The sequence below is a fragment of the Jatrophihabitans sp. genome (genome assembly GCF_035474675.1).
Lineage (GTDB): Bacteria > Actinomycetota > Actinomycetes > Mycobacteriales > Jatrophihabitantaceae > Jatrophihabitans_A.
The window spans coordinates 44,158-58,005 of the sequence record NZ_DATINC010000146.1 but is presented as its reverse complement, the minus strand read 5'-3'; the positions used below and the strand labels follow the sequence as shown (position 1 = coordinate 58,005).

The window sequence follows — 13,848 nt, the reverse complement described above, 5'->3', positions numbered from 1 at the left end:
TCGCCGTACGGGCCGCTGTGGGTGGCGTTCTCCAAGTGGGTGGCGGCGCTGACCGGCAACCACGCGCTGATCAGCGTGCTGCTGCTGCGGCTGCTGCCGTTCGCCGCGATCGTGCTCACCGCCCGGCTGCTGCCGGTGCTGGCCGCCCGGTTCGGCAGGCGCGCGGACCTGGCGCTGTGGCTGGCGATCGGCAATCCGCTGATCCTGGTGCACGCCGTCGGCGGTGGCCACAACGACGCGGTGATGGTGGCCCTGATCGTAGCCGGGCTGGTGCTGGTGTCGCGGCCGGGGGCCGGCTGGCACCAGCTGGCCGCCGGGGTGGCGCTGATGACGCTGGCGGCCGCGGTGAAGTCGCCGGGGCTGGTGGCGGTGGCGTTCGCGGTGCCGATCTATCTGGCCGGCCGGGCCGGCCTGCGCGGCCGGGACTGGCTCCGGCACTGCGCGCTCGCCGCGGTGATCGCGGTGCCGGTGTTCGCGGTGGTCTCGCTGGTGGCCGACGTGGGGCTGGGCTGGGCGCGGCAGGTCAGCTCCGGCGTGCCGGTGATCAACTTCATGTCGCTGCCCACCATGCTGGCGGTCGGCTACCGGGCCGCGATCGGCGCCGAGCACGCCGGCACCCTGGTGGACGCCACGGTGCGCGGCTTCCGCACCGCCGGGCTGATCGTCAGCGGGCTGCTGCTGGTGCTGCTCTGGTTCCGGGCGGTGCGCGGTCAGGCGATGCAGCTGCTGACCCTGGCGCTGGCCACCGTGGTGGTGCTGGGCCCGGCGGTCCAGCCGTGGTACTTCAGCTGGTCGCTCACCCTGGCGGCGGTGTTCGTGGTGGCGCCCCGGCAGCTGAGCTGGATCGCCACCGGCTCGCTCGCCCTCACCCTGCTCACCCGTCCGATGGGCTCGAGCCTGGAGATGGCGGCCTACGTGCCGGCGGTGCTGGCGGCGGCGCTGGCCGTCCGGGCCCTGCTCGGACCGGTCGTGCAGCGCCGCCCCGAACCGGCAGTCCCGTTGCCCGCCGGCCCAGCGCCACCCAGCACGACAGGGTGAGCAGGATCAGCGCGAAGCCGAACCCGAGGTCCTCCACCGGGGCGTAGGCCAGCCGGACGCCGAGGATGGTGTCCGGGTCGTACTGGACCACCCCCAGGCCGGTCAGCACCCCGTTCACCAGCAGCTGGAAGCCGAACATGATCGCGTAGCTGGTCCAGAACGCCCGGCGGGTGAGCAGCCTGGTCCGCAGCAGCGCCAGGTCGCAGGCCGCCGCCCCGAGCAGCGCGCCGACCACCAGCCAGGTGTAGGTCATCGCGTCGCCACGTCCGGCCGGTCCGGCCGATTTGGCTGGTCCGGCTGGTCCGGCTCGGCGGCCTCGGGAGGCTCGTCCCCGATCAGCCAGCCGGGCCGGCGGCGGGCCACCGCCTCCAGGGTGAGCACCGCGCAGATCGGGATCACCACGAAGAACAGCACCTCTTCCAGCGGCAGGCCGGCCAGGTCCAGGCCCACCAGGTACCGGTGGTCGAAGTGCCAGTGCCCGTGCCGGACCGCGTACTCGTCCCAGGCCACCCCCAGCACCAGGCCCGGCACCAGCGCGGCGGCCAGCCGGCGCCACCGGGCGTAGACCCGCACCCCCAGCAGCAGCTCCAGGGGCAGGGTGCCGAGCAGGCACGCCACCAGCAACCCCAGGTAGGTCAGCTGGCGCATCGGGCAGCCCGCCGGGTCAGCCGGCGCATCAGGCAGCCCGGCGGGGCGGCGGGCACAGCCGGTCCGGCATCAGAAGGCGGCGGCCTGGGCGCGGCGCTTGACCTCGGTGCCGCGGTTCTCGGCCAACGCCTGCACCGGGGTGCCCGGCAGCGAATCGTCGGGCCGGAGCAACCACTCGATGATCTCGGCATCGGCGTACCCTCCGTCGCGCAGCAGGGTGATGACCGAGGGCAGTCCCTTGAGCACCACACCGCCGGCCACGAACGCCCGGGGCAGCACCCGGCGGCCCGCCTCGTCGGTGGTCACCACCAGCTGGCCGTCCCGCAGCAACTGGTGCACCTTGGTGATCGGGATCGCCAGCAGCTCGGCCACCTCCGGCAGCGGGATCAGGGTGGCCGGACCAGCCGTGCGTTCTGGACCAGCCGGGTTCTGCGGATCAGCCGTGCGAGCAGGATCTGACATGCGAACAAGCCTGCCATGCGGCCTCACCGGATCCGCCAGCCCTCCCGGCGTGGTTCCGGCGACGGCGAGGAGTCGGCGTCGGTCCACGGCCGGGCGGTGCGGTAGCGGACGGCCAGTTCCGGGCCGGCCCGCACCCCGGCCGGGAACGGCTGCCGGGCGATCTGGCGGCGCAGCTCGGCGACGTCCAGCGGCCCGGACGAGGCGGCCAGCACTACGTTGCCGAACCGGCGGCTCTTCAGGACGTCCTGCGAGCTGACCAGCGCCAGCTCGGCGAAACTCGCCCGCAGCCCGGCCAGCACCCGCCCGACGTAGTGCAGGCCCGGCTCGTCCACCAGGTTGGCCAGCAGCAGCCCGCCGGGTCGGAGCACCCGCGCGGCGTCGGTGAAGAACTCCAGCGTGGTCAGCCCGGCCGGCACCCGGCCGTCGGCGTAGGCGTCGAGCACCAGCACATCCGCGCCGGCCTCGGCCAGCGCCGCGACCCCGGCCCGCCCGTCCACCGGCCGGATCCGGATCCGGTGCCCGCGCCGCAGCGGCAGCCTGCTGCGGACCAGTTCGGTCAGCTCGGCGTCCGGCTCGAACACCAGCTGCGGCGAGCCCGGCCGGCAGGCCTGCAGGTAGCGCGGCAGGGTCAGCCCGCCACCGCCGATGTGGGTGACCGCCAGCGGGCCGGGCGGCAGGGTGGCCAGCACGCTGGCGAAGTACTGCACGTACTCGAAGTCGAGGTAGGTCGGGTCGTCGAGATCGACGTAGGACTGCCGGACGTCGTCCATCACCAGCATGGTGCCGCCGGGGTGTTCCTCATCGACGATCAGTTCGATCCGCGGCCTGCCCGGCCTCCCCCGCGCTGGCATGCCGACACCCTACGTCGGCACCCCGGAAGGGCCGGCCGCGCGGCGGTGCCCGGCCGTTTCCGGTTCGGACCTAGAATTGCCGGGTGCAGACGGCTCCTGACCGAATCGTCGGCCGTGTGCTGGAAGGCCGCTACCGGATACTCCACCAGTTGGCCCGGGGCGGCATGTCGACCGTCTACAGCGCACTGGACGAGCGCCTTGACCGCCCGGTCGCGGTCAAGGTGATGTCGGCTGCCCTGTCCACCGACCCGGCGTTCGCCGACCGGTTCACCCGGGAGGCCCGGGTGGCGGCCCGGCTCGCGCACCTCAACGCGGTGGCGGTCTATGACCAGGGCACCGACGCCGGCCACGTCTTCCTGGTGATGGAGCTGGTGCAGGGCCGCACCCTGCGCGACCTGCTGCGCGAGCACGGCGCGCTGTCGCCGGCGCTGGCGGTCTCGATCCTGGAACCGGTGCTCGCCGCGCTGGCCGCCGCGCACCGCGCCGGGCTGGTGCACCGCGACGTCAAGCCCGAGAACATCCTGCTCTCCGACGACGGTGCGGTGAAGGTGGCCGACTTCGGCCTGGCCCGGGCCGTCGAGGGCGACCAGAGCAGCACCCGCACCGGGCTGATGATGGGCACCGTCGCCTACTGCCCGCCGGAGCAGATCTCGCGCGGCATGGCCGACGCCCGCTCCGACGTCTACTCCGCCGGGGTGCTGCTGTTCGAACTGCTGACCGGCACCCCGCCCTACGCCGGCGACAGCGCGATGGCGGTGGCCTACCAGCACGTGCACTCCGACGTGCCGGCGCCGTCCAGCCGCCGTCCCGGCATTCCGCCGCAGCTGGACGATCTGGTGCTGCGGGCCACCTGCCGCGACCCGGCCGGCCGGCCGCTGGACGCCGGAGCGATGCTGGCCGAACTGCACGACGCCCGCATCGACCTGGGCCTGCCGGTGCTCGCGGTGCCGGCGCGGCGGCACGCCCCGGCTATCGGTAACGCCACCGACGCCACCCAGCGGATCGCCCGGGTGCCCGCTGACGACACCGCCACCACCGCGCCCACGCACGGCCGGCCGGCGGCCATCGACCTGCACCCGACCACCGTGCAGCAGCGCGGCCGTCCCGACTCTGAAGGCAACCTTGCCGGCGACCTCTCCCCAGCCGGCCGGCGGGCCGAGCCGAGTCCCGCGGCCAGCCGGCGGCGCCGGTCCCGGCGGCGCCGGTCCCGGCGGCGCACCCTGCTGGTGGTCGTGCTGGTCCTGCTGCTGGGCCTGCTGACCGGGTACGCGGCCTGGTACCTGGCGGTCGGCCGGTACTCCCGGGTGCCGGAGGTGGCCGGCAGCAGCCGGGCGACCGCGGTGAACCTGCTGCGCGACGCCGGCTTCTCCGTCGACCCGACGGTGGAGCAGGCCTACTCCGAGACCACCGCCGCCGGCCTGGTGCTGGCCAGCCGCCCGGACGCCGGCAGCCACCTGATCAGCGGCCACAGCATCCGGCTGGTGATCTCGCGCGGCCCCGAGCGCTACGTCATTCCGCAGGTCGCGGGCCGTGACTATGCCGCAGCGCAGCAGGCCTTCGCCGGCATGCCGGTCCGGCTGGTCCGCCGCAACACCTCCGACGACACCGGCAAGATCGCCCCCGGCCAGGTGATCCGTACCGACCCCGGGCCGACCACCAAGGTCAAGCGCAACTCGGCGGTGACCGTCTACGTCTCGACCGGCCCGCCGATCGTGGCGGTGCCCGACGTGGTCGGCAAGACCCAGGACGAGGCCGGCGCGGCCCTGACCGAGGCCGGCTTCAAGGTCGATGCCGGGCAGGACTACTCCGACACGGTGCCAGCCGGGTCGGTGATCAGCCAGGACCCGCAGGCCCGGACGTCGGTCGCCAAGTTCAGCACGGTCAAGCTGGTCGTCTCGCAGGGTCCCAAGCTGGTCACCCTCCCCCAGATCCGCAACGGCACCCCGGTCGCCCTCGCCAAGGACCGGTTGGAGCGGCTGCACCTCAAGGTCAAGATCAAGCGCGCCTTCGGCGGCTTCCTCGGCACGGTGGTGGGCATGGACCCGGCGGCCGGCACCCAGGTGCGGGAGGGCACCGAGGTGGTCCTGACCGTGGTGTGACCCTCGGCTCCGCTGCCGTGCACGGACGAGGAGAGCCGGCGGCAGGCGCGGAGTTAGGCTGGTCGCATGGTGATTGTGATGGCTCCGGCCGCGACCACGGCCGACATCGCCGCCGTGGTAAGCCACATCGAGGTGCAGGGCGGCCAGGCTTTCGTCAGCCGCGGCGTCACCCGCACCATCATCGGGGTGATCGGCACCGAGGCGGTGCTGGAGACCATCGACGCGGCGGGCCTGTCCGGGGTCGCCGACACCAAGCGGATCACCGCGGCGTACAAGCTGGTGGCGGCCGAGAACCACACCAACCGCAGCACCATCCGGGTCGGCGGAGTGCCGATCGGGCCGGACACCTTCACCCTGATCGCCGGGCCCTGCGCGGTCGAGACGGCCGAGCAGGCGATGGCCTCCGCGCTGCTGGCCAAGCGCGCCGGTGCCAGCCTGCTGCGCGGCGGTGCGTACAAGCCGCGCAGCTCGCCCTACGCCTTCCAGGGACTGGCCGGCGTCGGGCTGAAGATCCTCTCCGAGGTGCGCCAGGAGACCGGCCTGCCGATCGTCACCGAGGTGCTGGACGTCCACGACGTGGACCTGGTGGCCGAGCACGCCGACATGCTGCAGATCGGCACCCGCAACATGCAGAACTTCGGGCTGCTGCAGGCGGTGGGCAGCGTGGGCAAGCCGATCATGATCAAGCGCGGGCTGTCGGCCACCTACGAGGAGTGGCTGATGGCCGCCGAGTACGTCGCCCAGCGCGGAAACCTCGACATCGTGCTGTGCGAGCGGGGTGTCCGCTCGTTCGAGCCCAGCATCCGCAACATGTTCGACGTCTCGGCGGTGCCGATGATGCAGCAGCTGTCCCACCTGCCGATCATCGTCGACCCGTCGCACTCGGCCGGCCGGCGTGACCTGGTGGTGCCGCTGGCCCGGGCCGGCATCGCGGCCGGCGCCGACGGCGTGATGGTCGACGTGCACCCGCATCCGGAGCAGGCGCTGGTGGACGGCGCGCAGGCGTTGCACGGCAGCGCGCTGGACGAGCTGGCCGAGGTCGTGATGACGCTGCCCGCCCTGCTCGGCCGGACGTCGGCCGCCTACCGGGCCGGCTAGCCCGCCGGTCCCGGCGCTAGAGTCGGGTTCGGGCCGGATCCTCCGGCCCCGGACCGGCAGAGGAGGCGCAGATGACCAATCCGCTCGACGACGAGGTCTACGGCGACAAGCGGGTCGAGGATGAGAACGCCACCCTGAACGGCAATCCCGGCAAGCCCCAGTCCGACTACCAGCAGTACGACGACGCCCAGCCGCCGATCGACCCGAGCGACTTCGAGGGCAGCGACTCCGCCGGGACGGTCGTCCCCGGCACCGTCCGGCCGGCCGACCCCGAGAGCGAACCCAGCTGACGCCTGCTCCGCAGCCGCGGACCGCGGCAGTGGACCGCACCCCCTTGCCCGATCGGTAGAAGCGGGTTAGCTGGCACCACCCGCACCCTGAGCTGACCCGCAGGGCTCGGAACAGGCTCGGCGCTCCGCGCGCCGGGCCTGTTCGCTGTTCCGGAGCGGACCACCCAACCGGTGGGGCGATGAGGGCCCGCCGCCGAAGCGGATGAACTATATCCGCTTAGGTGGTAGAGTGGTGACAGGCGGATGGCAGCCATCCCGAACACCCTCAGGACCGCAGCCGAACGACACGAGGATCACCATGAGACACACGACGAGTGGCGGGCAGACCGGCGCCGGCCCGGCGGAATGGTTCACCGGCACCGTCGCCATCGACGGCATCCGCAACCCCGACCAGCAGTCGGCCGTCGGCTGCGCGCACGTCCGGTTCTCCCCCGGCGCCCGGACCGCCTGGCACCACCATCCCAAGGGCCAGACGCTCTACGTCACCGACGGCATCGGGCTGGTCGCCACCCGCGACCGGGTCTCCGAGATTCGTCCCGGCGACGTGGTCTACATCGAGCCGGGCGAAGAGCACTGGCACGGCGCCACGCCGGACCGGTTCATGGCGCACGTCGCCATCCAGGAGGCCGACGGGAACGGACAGGTAGTGACCTGGCTCGACCACGTCACCGACGAGGAGTACCACGCCCGGTAGTGCCGGACCGGCCGGCCCCCGCACCCCGATTTTCCATTCCGCAGAAAGGCAATCGATGACCACCCCACTTTCCTCCGTCAAGGCCTACGCCGCACCGGCCGAGGGCCGGCCGCTGGTTCCGACCACCATCGAACGCCGCGCGGTCGGCGCCAATGACGTCCTCATCGAGATCTCCTACGCCGGCATCTGCCACTCCGACATCCACACCGTCCGCGGTGAGTGGGGCCCGCAGGACTACCCGCTGGCACCCGGTCACGAGATCGCCGGCATCGTCGCCGAGGTGGGGGCCGACGTCACGACGTTCAAACCCGGCGACCGGGTCGGCGTCGGCTGCATGGTGAACTCCTGCGGCCACTGCAAGAACTGCCGCAACGGCGACCAGCAGTACTGCCTGAACGGCACCGTGTTCACCTACGGAAGCACCGACCGGGACGGCACCACCACCCAGGGCGGCTACTCCACCTCCATCGTGGTCGACGCCGGCTTCGTGCTCGCCATCCCGGACGGCATCGGCCTGGCCGAAGCCGCGCCGCTGCTGTGCGCCGGCATCACCACCTACTCCCCGCTCGCCCACTGGAACGCCGGCCCCGGCAAGAAGGTCGCCGTGGTCGGCCTCGGCGGGCTCGGCCACATGGCCGTCAAGATCGCCGCCGCCCTGGGCGCCGAGGTCACCGTGCTGTCGCAGTCGCTGAAGAAGCAGGAGGACGGCAAGCGCCTCGGCGCCGCCCACTACTACGCCACCAGCGACCCCGGAACCTTCGAGCAACTGGCCGGCGAGTTCGACCTGATCATCAACACGGTGAGCGCCAACATCGACCTCAACGCCCTGTTCGGCACGCTGGCCGTCAACGGCACCCTGGTCAGCGTGGGTGCCGCGCCCGATCCCTCCCCGGTCGACGGGTCGCTGCTCAGCGCCGGCCGCCGCTCGTTCGCGGGCTCCATGATCGGCGGGATCGCCCAGACCCAGGAGATGCTCGACTTCTGCGGGCAGCACAACCTCGGCGCGGACATCGAGGTGATCTCCGCCGACCAGATCAACGAGGCCTACGAGCGGGTGCTGGCCTCCGACGTGCGGTACCGCTTCGTCATCGACACCGCAACGCTGTGAGCTCCGCCGGCTGGCTGGTCAGGCGCGCCGGACCGGGCTGAGCTGCTCGGGGTTCGGCTGCGCCGGATCCAGCCGGGCGCCGGCTGGTTGCCAGCCGGGCGGGCCGAAGACGTGGCCGAGCTTGGCGCGCAGGCCGTGCGAGCGGCGGACGTCGGAGGCGATGTTGGCGAACTCCCCGAACGCCACCTTGAACGGGTTGTAGGTGTCGATGTTCTTGGTCAGCCCGTAGTTCGGGCGGTGCGTCTCGGGGACGAACGAGCCGAACATCCGGTCCCAGATGATCAGGATGCCGGCGTAGTTGACGTCGAGGTAGTCGGCGTCGCTGCCGTGGTGCACCCGGTGGTGGGACGGGGTGTTGAACACCGCCTCGAACCAGGCCGGCATCCGCCCGATCTTCTCGGTGTGCAGGAAAAACTGGTAGAACAGGCTCCAGGCCATCGCGGTGAAGATCACCCACGGCGGGATGCCGATCAGCGCCAGCGGCATCCAGAACGGCAGGGTGAGCATCGGCGTCCACTTCTGCCGGAGCGCGGTGGAGAAGTTGTAGTGCGTCGAGGAGTGGTGCACGATGTGGCCCGCCCAGAAGAACCGGATCCGGTGCGAGGCGCGGTGGAAGCCGTAGTAGGCCAGGTCGTCGGCGAAGAACACCAGCACCCAGGTCCACCAGTCCCGCGGATCGAGCCGCAGCGGGGTCAGCTCGTAGAGGGCGGAGTAGACCACCAGCACCACCAGCCGCCAGAACAGGTTGACCACCGAGTAGCCGATGCCCATCGTCAGGCTGGTCCGGGTGTCGGCGGGCTCGTAGCCGCGCACCGGCTCGACGGGGCCGGCGCCGACTGCGAACTGGTCGTGGTGCAGCACGTGGATGGCCACGATCTCCAGGACCAGGAACACCACGAACACCGGGATGGCGAACATCACCGGGTCATGGATCTCGGTCAACGACACCGCGCCACTCCCCTCCTGGCTGCCGGCGGCTGCTGGCAACACTTGAAAATAACGCAGGACGGCGGCTTATGTCCTGCCCAGCGCCTGCTTGAGGGACGCCAGCCCCGCCTCGGTGAGCTGGCCCTCGCGCCAGGTGAGTGCCCAGTCCCAGCCGCCGGCCGACCAACGGTGCTGCACCTCGTCCCAGCGCAGCTCCCACTCGGCATCCGAACTGGGCCGGCGGGCCAGCATGCCGAGGTGGTCCTCGCCGATGCTGGCCTGGAACGAGCCGTCCGGATCGTGCTCGTGCACGAACACCCCGAGATCGAGTTCCAGCCGCAGCGGCAACGGCGCGACGTTGGCCCGGAACCACTCCAACCGCCGGGCTTGATCGGCATGCCATTCCCGCTCCGGGTCGGGCCAGTCGTGCGCCTCCGGGACCGACGGCCCCTGCCAGCGGAACAACTCGTCGTCCAGCGGCTCCCCCACCGCGATCTCGACCCACTCGTCGACCGAGCCGAATCCGTCGTTGCGCTGCTGCAGTACCAGTCCGGTCTCGGCATCGACCACCAGCTGGAGCGGGTACGGCTTGTGCGACGGGGGCGCCAGCTCGACGGTGTAGGCCGGCCGGCCCAGGAAGGTGGTGCTGCCCACCGGCCCGGTCGGCCGGGTGAAGTCGTTGCCCACGAAGCTGTTCGCCTCGCGCCGGTCCAGCAGGTCGGTGCCGTTGCCCTGGTAGACCACCGCGCTGCTGGGTGCGACCACCGGCACCGGGTCGTCGCCGCGGAACCGCCAGCACTCGCTGTCGCCGACGATCAGCGACGGCCGGCCGTCCGGCCGCTCCAGACGCACCCGTCGCCCGGCCCGCCAGACCCGGATCAGTACCGGCTCCTGCTCGGCCGGGTCGGGCTCGTCGGGCGGCATCGCGCCGGGCTCGGCGTCCACCGCGGAGGCGAAGCCGGCGAACACCGGCATTGGCTGGCCACCGATGACGGCCCAACCGAAGTACTGCCGGGACGTATCGTCACCATCACGGCTGCTGATCACCCCGCGCACCGGCAGGTCCGGCCCGTCAACCATCAACGTCAGCAGCCCCACCCACGAGATCTCCCCCGGCGTCATGGGCCGAACCCTAACCGTTGGCCGCCAGCCGGGACACGAACCGCGCCGGCACCTGTCTGGTCAGCCAGACGCCGTTGCCGGACACCCGGAAAGGCGTAGCCGTCGGCATACATGGCGCCGGCCGCCACCTCGAGCACCGCGAACCGGCCGCGGCGGGCTCAGCCGGGCAGCGTGTCCGGCAGGCCGAACGCGGGGAACAGCGCATACCCGAACGTGGTGATCTCGGCGACCGCCGGCCCCTCGACCCGCAGCACGTCCAGCTTGAAGGCCCGGTACTCGCTGTCGCCCGGTCGCCTGAGGTAGCTGGCCGCCGCCGGCATCCGGTTCGCCCGGGTCGGCAGCAGCCGCCAGTCGCCCTCCCGGTCCGGGCCGAACGCGCGCTCCAGCAGCCCGGCCAGCATGTCGAGACCGTCGAAGACCATCGGATACGGCGGCATGGTGACCCGGATGTCCTCGGCTGCGATCGCGGCGGCAGCCGCGGCGTCACAGCGTTCGTGGGCGTCGATGAACCGGTCCAGCAGCTCCCGCTCTGCGGCGCTGGGACGCCGCGCTGCCCAGTCCGACCGGTGCGAGGGCAGGTGCCGGGCCATGGTCGTCCGGGCCCGCTGCAGCGCGCTGTTGGCCGCCGCGACGCTGGTGCCGAGCAGCTCGGCGAGCTCGGCGGCCGGCAGCCCCAGCACGTCGCGCAGCACCAGGGCGGCACGCTGCCGGGCCGGCAGCACCTGCAGCGCCGCCAGGAACACCAGCTCGACGGTCTCCCGGTTCACCGCCACCGCGTCCGGCTGCTCGGCGGCCAGCTCGTCCAGCAGCCGGTCCGGATAGGGCTGCAGCCAGCCGACCTCGGCCAGCGATCCCAGCCGCGGCACCTGCCGGCCCCTGGCCCGGATCAGGTCCAGGCAGACGTTGGTGGCGATCCGGTACAGCCAGGCCCGCGCCAGCGCCTTCTCCTCCGAGCCGTCGAAGCCGTCCCGGCCCCGCCAGGCCCGCAGGTAGGTCTCCTGCACGGCGTCCTCGGCCTCGTCGAAGGAGGCCAGCAGCCGGTAGCAGTGCACGTGCAGCTCGCGGCGGTGCCGCTCGGCGAGCGTGGCGAACCCGGCTCTGTCGGCCACCCAGTCCGCCACCGCGGCCGGCGGCGAGGCGGTCATGCCGGCTGTTCGGACCGGCCCTGCTGCACCGCCCAGCTGTTGCCGTCCGGGTCGGCGAAGAACACGAACGAGCCGAACTCGCGGCCGTCGGGGTCCAGGCCCGGCTGCATGCGGCCCTCCACGAAATGCGAGATCTCGCTGCACTCCACACCCCGCGACACCAGCTCGGCGTGCGCGGCGGAGATGTCGGAGACCACCAGCTGCAGGCCCCGCACCGAGCCTGGGACGCCGTCGCCCACCCCGGTGCCGATGACGATCGAGCAGGCCGAGCCGGGCGGGGTCAGCTGGACCACCCGGAAGTTCTCACCGGCCCGGTGGTCCACATCGAGGGTGAAGCCGACCTTGTCGGCATAGAACTCCTTGGCGCGGTCCACGTCGGAGACCGGCACCACCACCACTTCGAGCTTCCAGTCCATCCTGTCAGTTCCCTTCGCTAGGTCCGTGCTCATCGAAGCATCAGGCCGGCCGAGACGTTCGTCATGGTGCCGGTGATGCCGGCGGCCCGGTCGCTGGCCAGGAAGGCGGCCGCCTCGGCCACGTCGGCAAGGCCGGGCGTGCGGCCCAGCACCGACATGCCCGCGATCGCCTGCCGCACCGCCTCCGGGGCCGGGACGTCCGGCCCGCCCACCGCGACCAGCTTCTCGACGGTCAGCGTCTCGGCCACCCAGGCGGTCCAGATGCCGCAGACCCGCACGCCGTGCGGGCCGAGCTCGGCCGCGAGGTAACGCATGAACGCCTCGGTGGCAGCGTCGGCGGGCCCGGTGCTGCCCATGCCCGGCATCGCGCCGGCCGCCGAACCGCTGTTGAGGTGCAGGACGACGCCGGACCGCTGGCGCATCATCTGCCGACCGGCTGCCCGGGCGGTGAGGAAGCTGCTGCGCAGGCCGTTGGTCACCGCCCGCAGCAGCTCGTCCGGCGCCAGCTCCACCAGCGGGCGGCCCTGCACGTCACCCCGGCTGATCAGGTTGAACGACACGTCGATGCTGCCGGCGCTGGCTACCACCGCCGCGGCGTGCTCGTCGACCGCCCGCTCGTCCAGGGCGTCCAGCACGGCGACCTCGGCCGCGCCGCCCTGACCGGTGATCTCGGCCGCCACCGCCTCCAGCGGACCGGCAGTCCGGCCGGCCAGGAACACCCGGGCGCCCTCGCGGGCGAACGCCCGGGCCACCCCGCCGCCGATCCCTCCGCCGCCGCCGTAGAGGATCGCGTTCTTGCCGTCGAGCAGCCTGCTCATGTCCGTCTCCGTTCTCCCTGTGTCCGAATGTCCTGGCGCAGGGTGAAACGACGGCGGCCGGCAAAACTCATCGGTGCGGCGATGAGTTTCTTTCAGAAGGTCAGCCGGCCAGCAGCGGGGTCAGCACCTCGATGGCGCGGTCCAGGCCGTCGTCGTCGATGTCGAGGTGGGTGACCAGCCGGATCACCTTCGGGCCGAGCACCGAGACGATGACGCCCTGCTCGCGGGCGGCCAGCCCCACCGCCGGGGCGTCGGGCACCGGCAGCACCACGATGTTGGTCTCCACCAGCTCCGGCTTCTGACCGAGCGCGGCGGCCAGCCGGGCGGCCCGCTCGTGGTCTTCGGCCAGCCGTTCGACGTTGTGCCGCACCGCGTACCGGGCGGCCGCCGCCAGCACGCCGACCTGCCGCATGCCGCCGCCGTAGCGCTTGCGCCAGACCCGGGCCGCGGCGATCCGGTCCGCCGTGGAGACCAGCATCGAACCGATCGGGGCGCCCAGCCCCTTGGAGAAGCACACCGAGACGGTGTCGAAGCCGGCCGCAAGGTCGGCCATGCCGGTGCCGGAGGCGACCGAGGCGTTCCACAGCCGGGCGCCGTCCAGGTGCAGCCCCATGCCGGTGTCGCGGGCCAGCTGCTGCACCGCCCGGACCGCCTGCGGCGGCTGCACGGTGCCGCCGCCGAAGTTGTGGGTGTTCTCCACCGCGATGGCGGCGGTCGAGACGTGGTGCGGCCCGGCGTTCGGGGTCACCAGCTCGGCCACCACGGCCGGGTCCAGCCGGCCGGCCACCGACTCCCAGGTGCGGGTGGTGATGCCGGAGAAGACCGCTGCGGCACCCGACTCCGACCGCACCACGTGCGCGATCCGGTCGCAGGCCAGCTCCTCGCCGGGCTTGACCAGCAGCCGCAGCGCGATCTGGTTGGCCATCGTCCCGGTCGGGGTGAACAGCCCCGCCTCGTGGCCCAGCAGCTCGGCGACCTCGGCCTCGAACGCGTTCACCGTCGGGTCGTCGGCGTAGACGTCGTCGCCCACCTCGGCATCGGCCATCGCCTGCCGCATCGCCGCGGACGGCCGGGTGATCGTGTCGCTGCGCAGGTCCACCACCGGGTAGGGAGTGCTCATACCGTCCTCGCT

At 72.5% G+C, this 13,848-nt stretch carries 15 protein-coding genes and 1 pseudogene; 6 read left to right on the top strand and 10 right to left on the bottom strand.

The features are described from left to right. Positions 1-21: 21 nt before the first annotated feature. A pseudogene (gene mptB / locus VLJ82_RS17210) lies at positions 22-900 on the top strand (polyprenol phosphomannose-dependent alpha 1,6 mannosyltransferase MptB); the annotation flags it as partial. Here mptB and VLJ82_RS17205 read toward each other — a convergent pair. The 4 genes from VLJ82_RS17205 to VLJ82_RS17190 all read right to left on the bottom strand — a co-directional run bounded on the left by VLJ82_RS17205 (position 875) and on the right by VLJ82_RS17190 (position 2,999). Next, positions 875-1,291: a lycopene cyclase domain-containing protein gene (locus tag VLJ82_RS17205; RefSeq protein ID WP_408664589.1), complete on the bottom strand. Its 417-nt coding sequence runs from the start codon at positions 1,289-1,291 to the stop codon at positions 875-877. The pseudogene mptB and the gene VLJ82_RS17205 sit on opposite strands and share 26 nt — an antisense overlap. Then, the gene (locus tag VLJ82_RS17200) at positions 1,288-1,686 is read right to left on the bottom strand and encodes a lycopene cyclase domain-containing protein (RefSeq protein ID WP_408664588.1); all 399 of its coding nucleotides are present in this window, start codon (positions 1,684-1,686) and stop codon (positions 1,288-1,290) included. The genes VLJ82_RS17205 and VLJ82_RS17200 overlap by 4 nt, the downstream gene beginning before the upstream one ends. A gap of 69 nt (positions 1,687-1,755) precedes the next feature. Beyond that, positions 1,756-2,148 carry an Rv2175c family DNA-binding protein gene (locus VLJ82_RS17195; protein WP_408664587.1) on the bottom strand — a complete coding sequence of 131 codons (393 nt, stop codon included), beginning with the start codon at positions 2,146-2,148 and terminating at the stop codon, positions 1,756-1,758. Between the two features lie 23 nt (positions 2,149-2,171). Further along, complete coding sequence (locus VLJ82_RS17190; RefSeq protein ID WP_408664586.1) at positions 2,172-2,999, bottom strand: spermidine synthase; 828 nt, start codon at positions 2,997-2,999, stop codon at positions 2,172-2,174. Between the two features lie 83 nt (positions 3,000-3,082). Here VLJ82_RS17190 and pknB point away from each other — a divergent pair, with 83 nt between their 5' ends. The 5 genes from pknB to VLJ82_RS17165 all read left to right on the top strand — a co-directional run bounded on the left by pknB (position 3,083) and on the right by VLJ82_RS17165 (position 8,288). Further along, the gene (gene pknB / locus VLJ82_RS17185) at positions 3,083-5,098 is read left to right on the top strand and encodes a Stk1 family PASTA domain-containing Ser/Thr kinase (RefSeq protein WP_408664585.1); all 2,016 of its coding nucleotides are present in this window, start codon (positions 3,083-3,085) and stop codon (positions 5,096-5,098) included. Between the two features lie 66 nt (positions 5,099-5,164). Beyond that, positions 5,165-6,196 (top strand): 3-deoxy-7-phosphoheptulonate synthase, encoded by a 1,032-nt coding sequence (gene aroF / locus VLJ82_RS17180; protein ID WP_408664584.1) that lies wholly within the window; start codon positions 5,165-5,167, stop codon positions 6,194-6,196. A 71-nt stretch (positions 6,197-6,267) separates the two neighbouring features. Further along, on the top strand, positions 6,268-6,486 hold the full coding sequence (locus VLJ82_RS17175) for a hypothetical protein (protein WP_408664583.1): 219 nt from the start codon (positions 6,268-6,270) through the stop codon (positions 6,484-6,486). 298 nt (positions 6,487-6,784) lie between these two features. After that, a complete protein-coding gene (locus VLJ82_RS17170; protein WP_408664582.1) occupies positions 6,785-7,180 on the top strand; it encodes a (R)-mandelonitrile lyase in 396 nt (131 codons plus the stop codon). 55 nt (positions 7,181-7,235) lie between these two features. Next, the gene (locus tag VLJ82_RS17165) at positions 7,236-8,288 is read left to right on the top strand and encodes an NAD(P)-dependent alcohol dehydrogenase (RefSeq protein ID WP_408664581.1); all 1,053 of its coding nucleotides are present in this window, start codon (positions 7,236-7,238) and stop codon (positions 8,286-8,288) included. A gap of 18 nt (positions 8,289-8,306) precedes the next feature. Here the strand turns inward: VLJ82_RS17165 and VLJ82_RS17160 are convergent, their stop codons facing one another. From VLJ82_RS17160 to VLJ82_RS17135, 6 genes are all read right to left on the bottom strand, one after another. Next, the gene (locus VLJ82_RS17160; RefSeq protein ID WP_408664593.1) at positions 8,307-9,206 is read right to left on the bottom strand and encodes a sterol desaturase family protein; all 900 of its coding nucleotides are present in this window, start codon (positions 9,204-9,206) and stop codon (positions 8,307-8,309) included. A gap of 96 nt (positions 9,207-9,302) precedes the next feature. After that, positions 9,303-10,337, bottom strand: coding sequence for a hypothetical protein (locus VLJ82_RS17155; RefSeq protein WP_408664580.1), 1,035 nt, complete (start codon positions 10,335-10,337; stop codon positions 9,303-9,305). 158 nt (positions 10,338-10,495) lie between these two features. Continuing rightward, entirely contained in the window at positions 10,496-11,482 is a 987-nt protein-coding gene (locus VLJ82_RS17150; RefSeq protein ID WP_408664579.1) for an RNA polymerase subunit sigma-70, read from the bottom strand. Further along, entirely contained in the window at positions 11,479-11,898 is a 420-nt protein-coding gene (locus VLJ82_RS17145; protein WP_408664578.1) for a glyoxalase superfamily protein, read from the bottom strand. The genes VLJ82_RS17150 and VLJ82_RS17145 overlap by 4 nt, the downstream gene beginning before the upstream one ends. A gap of 29 nt (positions 11,899-11,927) precedes the next feature. Next, positions 11,928-12,716 carry an SDR family NAD(P)-dependent oxidoreductase gene (locus VLJ82_RS17140; protein ID WP_408664577.1) on the bottom strand — a complete coding sequence of 263 codons (789 nt, stop codon included), beginning with the start codon at positions 12,714-12,716 and terminating at the stop codon, positions 11,928-11,930. A gap of 100 nt (positions 12,717-12,816) precedes the next feature. Next, positions 12,817-13,836 (bottom strand): threonine aldolase family protein, encoded by a 1,020-nt coding sequence (locus tag VLJ82_RS17135; RefSeq protein ID WP_408664576.1) that lies wholly within the window; start codon positions 13,834-13,836, stop codon positions 12,817-12,819. Between the last annotated feature and the right edge of the window lie 12 nt (positions 13,837-13,848).